The organism is Sandaracinaceae bacterium, assembly GCA_016706685.1.
Taxonomy (GTDB): Bacteria; Myxococcota_A; Polyangia; order Polyangiales; family Houyiibacteriaceae; genus JADJJE01.
Map to the genome: position 1 here is coordinate 1 of JADJJE010000044.1, position 7,318 is coordinate 7,318.

Here is a 7,318-nt window from a genome sequence, read left to right on the forward strand (position 1 = left end):
GAGCGCACGGTGCACCTCCTGCAGCGGGGCTGGCCGCTTGCGCCAGGCTATCCACGCGAGTCCATCAGCGAGCTGGATGCAGCGGCCAGCATTGGCGCCGCTCCGGGAGTGTTCTTGATTCCGCAGTCCGAGGGGGCAGGGTGGGTGGCCTGCCCGGAGGGGTACCGGTGATGCTCGGAGGCAAGCGGAGGCATGGCGGACACGGAGCAGCTTGAACGTGTGATCGGGCTCGCGTGGGTCGTGGCCCTTCCGGTCACGGTGTTGTGGACGCTATGGGCGATGCGTCGGCAGGCCAACCAACGAAAGGCGCTCGCTGGCCTCCTGGTCGTTGCGCTGCCCGGGGTGCTGATCGGCGTCGAACTCGCAGTGCGGCTGGGCATGTTGGCCTTCCGGGAACGTCCGCTGTACATCGGCGCGTACGGCTTGGTTGGGGTGCCGCTCTCTTGCCTATGGGTTCTGGCGGGCCCGTTGCTTCTCACCTTTCTGTTTCTTGGCCCGGTCGAGACCAGAGCGCCCAGGTCGCTGGTGGCCGCCCATGCCGTCCTGTGGGCGTTGACCACGTTCGTAGGACTGCGGTTCGCGATGAGTATCTGACTTCTCGCGCCTGGCCGCCCCGCACTTCCCAGGGAATAGCCGCTCCCGTCGCCGCGTTGGGGCCAGGATGACTCGGGCTGAAGGCGTGGCCAGGAGCGCGACACGCAGCGCGTGCGTCCTGGGCTTCCTGCTCGCCATCTTCGGCGAGAGCGGGTGCAGCAGCCCCGTCCCGATCGTGAAGTCCGAGCCAGCGGCACCGGTCCCGCACGTTGGTGAGGACGTCCTCCGATGGTGGTCCGTCGTCGAGTCGATCGGCGCACACGGGACCCCCTCCGAGCGCGAGTTGCGCCTGAACATTCGGCTGGAGTCTCTCAGTGACGCGGACGTTGGCAGCTTCGTGGCGTTCTACGTGGACCGGCTGGCTGCTGCCGCGCGCGCGAGTTTGTGGCGTGCCGCCAGCGCCGCGTTCGGCGAGTGTGACCGTGAGTGCTTCAGCTGGCTGCGGGCGGAGATGATCTTCCGCGGCCGCACGGAGTACGAACGCATCCTCGGCGGCGACGCGACCTTCACGGAGTACGGCGAGGGCCCCACGTGGGACGCCGGTGCCGCGTTGTTGGCCCAATGGTTCAGTCGGTTTCCAGCGGATCCCGTTCCCGAACCGCGCGTCGCTGCTCCACCGGGCGACGCCATCGAGAGTCCACCCAATGACGACGAGATGGACGCAGAGGAGGAGCCCTATGCGGAGGAGTACGAGGCCGTGCAGACGCCACCGTCACGCGTCATCCCCCCGCCCACTGGCCTCCCAGACTTCTGCCTGGACGTGAATCGAGAGGTGGTGCACTTCACTGGGGTCTCCATCAACGGCCCCGGTTGCTCGCATGACACGAGCGACTGGGCCGAGCCTCCTCCGCATCCGAGCGCGCCGTTCCCTCGAAGGAGACTCTGCGACCGCCTGAGGCAGTCAGCCACATCTGGGGGGTATGAGGATGAGCCCATCCCGTGTCGGCGCGAGCGCGCGCTCCCTGGAGGCTATGCCATCTACGTGGTCGGGACCCCGTCCCTGCAGGACTACGTTCTCGTTCATCTCTCGGAAGATACCGCGGAGATCGTCGCGTCCTTGGGCACCTACTCCTCCGGTCTTGGCTCTCGCTACGAGTGGATGCGGGGACACCAGTTCCGCCGACAGGCCGGAGCGTTCACAGTCATGTGGCGCGACGCCTCCACTGATTGGGACCTCGGGGTGGCGGAGTTCACCGCGGGCGAGGCGTGCCGGGCGATGCGCTGCGAGCGCGACGGGCAGGGCCACCTGTGCTCGCTGCCAACCACGCTGCGGTCCTACGGGGGGCACTACGGCGCCGGCACGGGTGAAGCTGGGAGGCACGAGGTGGGAGAACCGACGGCTCAGTGGGACTGTCGACCGAGGCACTCCATGGATAGCTTCGTGAGCCGTGTTGCCCGTTGCCCCACACCTCGAACTGCGCGCGAGCTGGCCCAGCACGGGCCGGCACATCCTCGCGCACTACGATGACGACAGCGTGGTGGTCTATCAGGCCTATAACGCGGCCATTGCGGACTGGGCGGTGGCGCACCAGCGTTTCGGTGGCCCGTGGTCGCTCGCCCGGATGAGCTGGATCAAGCCGAACTTCCTCTGGATGATGTACCGCTGCGGGTGGGCCACGAAGGAAGACCAAGAGCGCGTGCTGGCCGTGCGCGTTGCTCGCGTGGGCTTCGATGCCGTCCTTGGCGGAGCGCTGGAGAGCAGCTTCCAGCCGGACGTGCACGGGCCCGACCGGGCTGCGTGGCTCGAGCGCGGCAGGTCCACCGAGGTCAGAATGCAGTGGGATCCCGACCACGCGCCGGACGGCAGCAAGGAAGAGCGGCGCGCCATCCAGCTCGGACTCCGCGGAGAGACGTTGCGACGGTTCGCGACGGAGTGGACGCGCGAGATCATCGACGTCACGCCGTTCGTCGTGGAGCAGCGCGAGCACCGGGGGGAGGGGGCGCGCCACAAGCTCCTCACCCCCGTGGAGCGCGTGTACGTGCCGCACGACGAGGCTCTGCAGCAGCGCCTACGGCTCGGATGGCTTGAAGGTTCGCTCCTCCGTTGCAGGACCCGCCCGCTCACCTGCAGAGGATGACAGCGTAGCGAGGCCCCGCCCCACCGACGGGAGTCCAGCCCGCTGGTATCGGAGTGGGGTCGTCGTTGACCAGGCGTGCGATGCACTCCCGGAAAGCGCCCGGTGCGCGAGGCTGCGCGTCTACGTGGGAGACCTGGACGACTTGGTTGGCAGAGCACGCGACCAGGATGCCGAGGGAGAAGGCGAAGGTGAGTTTGCTGCGCATGCCGCGAGCGTAACGCAGGGCCCCTCGCTGGACTTCAGCGGCGTTGCTGGGGCTCAGCCCGGTCGCCCGTTGCTCGAGAACGCCTATGGGTCCGTGGGGGGTGGGGCTCTCCTCAGTGCAGCTGGCGCGCTTCCGCATCGCCCCACACGCGGTGCTCCACCTTCTCGGGACCGCCCTCTTCCACAACCGTGCCCTCGGGTGCACCCAGCTCGCGCATCACGCGAAGGATGCAGGCCAGGCCGCGGTCGCGGTCGGTCACATCCACGTCGATGCCGCAGAACACGATGGACCCGTCGGCACCCAGCTGCGTGCCACCGCCGCTGACGCTGCCGAGCCCCTCGGCCGCGAGCGCCTCGTCGAGCGGGTCCTCGTAGAGCCGGCCGCGGTCGATGGGGCCGATGGCTCCGGGGATGCGCACATAGAAGAACTGCCCGCCACGCGTGCTTTGGGTTGGGGCCAACGCCATCAGCATGTGCCGCGCGTCGATGGGGGCGCCCACCGCCAGTCCGTCGTCCGCGTTCCAGAGCGACTCGCCCCACTCGCCGGCGATCAGCCTCTCGTACTCCTCCGGCTGGAGCAGTGTCCCACTCAGGTCGTTCCACCCTTCCAGGAAGTAGAAGCGCCTTGGGGACCGCGCCGCCTCGAGGCGCCGATTCACGGCGCGGGCGAGCCGCACCAGGCCAGCGCTGGCTTCTTCCTCCGAGGTCTCCGTCGGGTCCACCCTCCACAGCAGCTCACCGTCGAGGTGGACCTCGCGCTCACCTCTCGCCTTCCGAGATCACAGGGGCGAACGTCACCCCTTCGGCTCGAAGGATCTGCTGAAGCGTGGGCAAGAAGAAGTCCCAGCTGCCGTCGATCATCTCCTCCTGGTCGATGTGCACATACCGCGCCTCATCGAGGGGGTCGACGTCGTTCTCGCTCACCGCTGCGCGCTGCACGGCAGGGGCGGCCTCGCGACGCTTTCGCACGTACGCGAGCACCAACAACGCAAACACCGCCAGCAACAACCACGTGAACGGGCTCATGTCAGTTCTCCTCGCGCAGCTCAGAGAGCGCGCGCGTCTGCGAGCGTTCGGCGACTTCCAGTATCCTGATACCAGCTGCGGCCACCGCATCGGAGTCGTGTCCCTCGGCGGAGTAGGCCAACCGGAAGAGGCCAGACGGGAGCGGGTCGAACTTCTGCGCGTAGAAGTGAGTCATGCGCACCCCTTCGGAATCCGTCACCAGCAACTGGCTGAACATGGCGGGGTCAAGTGGCGTGACCTGCTCGGCTACGATGGTGAGCCCCCGCCGTTCGAACCCGACTCGGACCACCTCGGCCTGGTCTCTCGCGAATTCGGGGAGGTCGGCAGGCGCTGCGATTCCAGCCTGGAACCCCGCTGCCACGAACATCCCGTGGCTCGCACTAACGGCCTCGAGCATCAGCTCGTCCGACTGGCCGCAGAGACCGTCCCAATCTTCACCGGGCAGGAACACGCCCGCCACGTGGTCGTCGGGCAGCGGCAGGTAGACCATGGTGACGTCGTGCTCCGCCGAGTAGCGAGTCTGGCATCCGAGCAGGCGTTGCTCGGCGGGTGTGGGTTCCGAGGACTCCGCCTGCTCGGGAGGCGGTGACGTGGAGGACGCGCCTCCACAACCAGCGAGGCACAACAACAAGGCGAGCGCAGTCCGTTCCATCGGCGCAGGCTACATCACCTGCACGGTCGTTCGCATGCTGCGGTCCTATCGCTTGGCCAGAATGCCGCCGCCGCCCACTCCGGGTCGCGGGACCTCGGAGACCGTCATGGGACTCGACGGAGAGGGATGAAGTCGTCTGGAAGGATGGCCCTGGTCGGACGGATCGGGTGAGCCGCGATGTAGGCCGCTTCGGCCGCTCGAGCTGCCTCGCTGACGTTGGTGGCCTGGGCTGGTCCAGGCGGCATTGACGGATCCATCAGCCGTGCCACGAAGGCCTCGAGGTGGCCGGCCCGCTCGAGTGCGTCGGCCCAGGCGATCCACTCGACGTGCGGGTGCACGATCGACTCGCCCTCGCGATACGACTGCACCACGAAGCGGAGGACCTCGACGAGCGTCGGCGGCGTCAGCGCGTCCTCGGGAACCGGTCAAACCGCCCCACCACTTCCCAGTCCGTGCGCCCTGGCGTCATCACCACGGCCACGTCGTTCTCCATGATGACCACGTGCAGCCCGCGCGTCTCGTCCACGAAAGCAGCGACGTACTCGCCTGAAGACCGAAGCGCGCGCGCAGGGAGCACTTCCCTCCACTGACTGCCAGCAAGGCGCGCCACGCGCAGGTACCGCGAGAGGGTACCCACCGCGCAGTCGGTCCAGACCACCAGCGGTGGGTCGGCACCCAACGTCAAGACGTTGGCTCCGCACTGGCTGGTGGCGATGGGATGTCCCAGGCGCCGTAGCCGGCCGGTCCGCCCGGCGCTCCAGACGTGAATGGGATCCGATTGCAGTCCGCTCAGGCCGACGACCACCTTGCCCCGCGCAATCGCTGTGTGTTCGAAGACAAAGCGAACGAGCTGGTCCCGTGGCAGTTGCACGGTCGGTCCATGCTGAAACTCCCCATCTTGACCAAGGTGAATGAGGCTCAACTCCATCATGGAGGTGGCCTGTTGCGCATGGGGGCGACGAACTCTCAGCAAGAACAGGTGCTCCGCGTCGGGGGTGAACCGTGCCGACTGCCACCCGTAGTCGGGCTCTGTCGCGTGGAGCGTCATGCGGTGGCGCTCGTTATGCGGACCCCACCACTCCACTTCGACGCCCTCGTTGCTTTGCACAGCACTCGCCACGCCGCTCTCGTTCGCCACGACGTCCAGGTAGACGCTCCCATCTCGGACCGGCTGCGCGGCATGTTGAACCGTGTCGGGGCCAGAGAACCGATGGGCCACCGTGGATGAAGTGAGGACGCCCGGCCGGAGCCGCAGGTGGTGGTCAACCATTGCAGCCGCCGCGTGGCGCCACGTCCCTTCGGGCCGCACGTCACTCCACCGGTAGGCGTACAGCCCCGCGGGGAAGCCAAGGCTCGCCGCAGCGGAAACTACTGTGCAGCCACAGCTGGAAGCCGAGTGGGGTGGCCGCCAGCTGCATGTCCGCGCGCGGAACCGCGATGTTCTGCCAGAACTCCCCCGCATTGGATTCGTGGCGTCCGGGGAAGAGCACCGGCCACTCCACCGTCCCATCGCGCGAGATGAACCACCCCCGGAATCCGTCGCTGGTGGCGACCACGAACTGGGTCCCGTGCCCCTGCCGTGCGTCGTCACTCGGGCTCCACTCGGGGGCGGTGGCTCGCAGGCAAGCCTGCCCGTCTTGCTCTTCGGACATGTTCCGGCGCGCCGGCCTCCGCGAACTCTCGCAGCTGACGCAGGACTTTGGGGGGTACGACGGCGAGCTGAAGTAGGCGCGGGCGGGGCTGTGGCCCCGCGACCTCCGTCGCGGTAGAATCTGGCCATCATGCAGCGAGCCATCATCGTGCGCGGGCGGCTGGTCGGCTCACGCCGTATCGATCTCGACGAGGCCCTGGAGGACGTGTCCGGCGACGTCGAGGTGGTGGTGCGCAGCATTGAGCCCACTAACGCGGTTCCCAAGAGCAGGTTACTGGACGTGATTCGTGGGCTCCCCGCCGGAACCCGCACGAAAGAGGACATCGACGCTCAGCTGGCGGAAGAGCGCTCGTCCTGGGGCGATCGGTGACTCGACTGGCGCTGGATACATCGGCGCTCATCTATTTGGTCGAGGGCTCACCCGGCGTTCGGAACCAGCTGGCACAGCGGATTGGTGCTGCGCTCGCGTCGCCGCGCGGAGCTGTGCTCGCCTCGCGGCTCGTTCGACTCGAGTGCCGTGTGAAGCCGTTGCGTGACGGGAACACTGCGCTGCTGGACAAGTACGACGCGCTGTTCGGGTCCGAGGAGTTCATGCTGGCCGACGTCACGCCCGCAGTGCTCGACCGTGCGACGGAGCTCCGAGCGCGCCACGGTTTCAAGACCCCAGATGCTATCCATCTTGCGAGTGCCATCGAGGTGGGCGCAGACCACTTTCTGACCGGCGATGCGAACCTCGCCAAGTGTCCAGATCTCAACGTGGAGGTCTACGCGCCCTAGCTGCTGGCGAGGTAGCCTCGGAGGAGCGCCACGTTGGTGGGATAGGCGTCGTGGTCCCACCTGTACTGCATTGCCGTGCTGGTGATGACCATCACGTCGCTGCGCACCCTGTTTGGCGGTGGATTCCTCCACCGTCGGCAGCCGCCCCACGTGGGGTCCTTCTCGGGACCGGTTGTCTCCGAGAACGGCGCGGGAATCCCACGTCGCCCGACCACGTTCGGTCACTGCCACCATGGCGGAACACGACCTGCCCGACCGCGAGCCTGACTCCCGAGTTCCGTTCGCGCTCGCGGCAGCGATCCTCGCGCTGGTGGTGGTTCCGTCTTTCGTGCTGGG

General features: G+C 67.6%; 11 protein-coding genes. 6 read left to right on the forward strand and 5 right to left on the reverse strand.

What is annotated here, in order from left to right; genetic code table 11:
• From IPI43_29660 to IPI43_29675, 4 genes are all read left to right on the forward strand, one after another.
• Positions 1-171: hypothetical protein (locus tag IPI43_29660; GenBank protein ID MBK7778230.1), on the forward strand; the 171-nt coding region annotated here is incomplete at its 5' end.
• Between the two features lie 21 nt (positions 172-192).
• Positions 193-594 carry a hypothetical protein gene (locus IPI43_29665; GenBank protein MBK7778231.1) on the forward strand — a complete coding sequence of 134 codons (402 nt, stop codon included), beginning with the start codon at positions 193-195 and terminating at the stop codon, positions 592-594.
• An 85-nt stretch (positions 595-679) separates the two neighbouring features.
• Entirely contained in the window at positions 680-2,062 is a 1,383-nt protein-coding gene (locus IPI43_29670) for a DUF4240 domain-containing protein (protein MBK7778232.1), read from the forward strand.
• On the forward strand, positions 1,983-2,672 hold the full coding sequence (locus IPI43_29675) for a DUF4291 domain-containing protein (protein MBK7778233.1): 690 nt from the start codon (positions 1,983-1,985) through the stop codon (positions 2,670-2,672). Before IPI43_29670 ends, IPI43_29675 begins: the two co-directional genes overlap by 80 nt.
• A 317-nt stretch (positions 2,673-2,989) precedes the next feature.
• On the opposite strand, the gene IPI43_29680 is transcribed toward IPI43_29675, so the two are convergent.
• From IPI43_29680 to IPI43_29700, 5 genes are all read right to left on the reverse strand, one after another.
• Positions 2,990-3,598, reverse strand: coding sequence for a hypothetical protein (locus IPI43_29680; GenBank protein MBK7778234.1), 609 nt, complete (start codon positions 3,596-3,598; stop codon positions 2,990-2,992).
• Positions 3,599-3,635: 37 nt separating this feature from the next.
• Positions 3,636-3,902: a hypothetical protein gene (locus IPI43_29685; GenBank protein MBK7778235.1), complete on the reverse strand. Its 267-nt coding sequence runs from the start codon at positions 3,900-3,902 to the stop codon at positions 3,636-3,638.
• Between the two features lies 1 nt (position 3,903).
• Positions 3,904-4,392: a hypothetical protein gene (locus tag IPI43_29690; protein MBK7778236.1), complete on the reverse strand. Its 489-nt coding sequence runs from the start codon at positions 4,390-4,392 to the stop codon at positions 3,904-3,906.
• A gap of 565 nt (positions 4,393-4,957) precedes the next feature.
• Positions 4,958-5,692 (reverse strand): hypothetical protein, encoded by a 735-nt coding sequence (locus tag IPI43_29695; GenBank protein MBK7778237.1) that lies wholly within the window; start codon positions 5,690-5,692, stop codon positions 4,958-4,960.
• 172 nt (positions 5,693-5,864) lie between these two features.
• The gene (locus IPI43_29700) at positions 5,865-6,206 is read right to left on the reverse strand and encodes a hypothetical protein (GenBank protein ID MBK7778238.1); all 342 of its coding nucleotides are present in this window, start codon (positions 6,204-6,206) and stop codon (positions 5,865-5,867) included.
• A 129-nt stretch (positions 6,207-6,335) separates the two neighbouring features.
• On the opposite strand from IPI43_29700, the gene IPI43_29705 reads away from it, so the two are divergent.
• Complete coding sequence (locus IPI43_29705; GenBank protein ID MBK7778239.1) at positions 6,336-6,575, forward strand: hypothetical protein; 240 nt, start codon at positions 6,336-6,338, stop codon at positions 6,573-6,575.
• The gene (locus IPI43_29710; GenBank protein ID MBK7778240.1) at positions 6,572-6,982 is read left to right on the forward strand and encodes a type II toxin-antitoxin system VapC family toxin; all 411 of its coding nucleotides are present in this window, start codon (positions 6,572-6,574) and stop codon (positions 6,980-6,982) included. Before IPI43_29705 ends, IPI43_29710 begins: the two co-directional genes overlap by 4 nt.
• Positions 6,983-7,318: the final 336 nt, after the last annotated feature.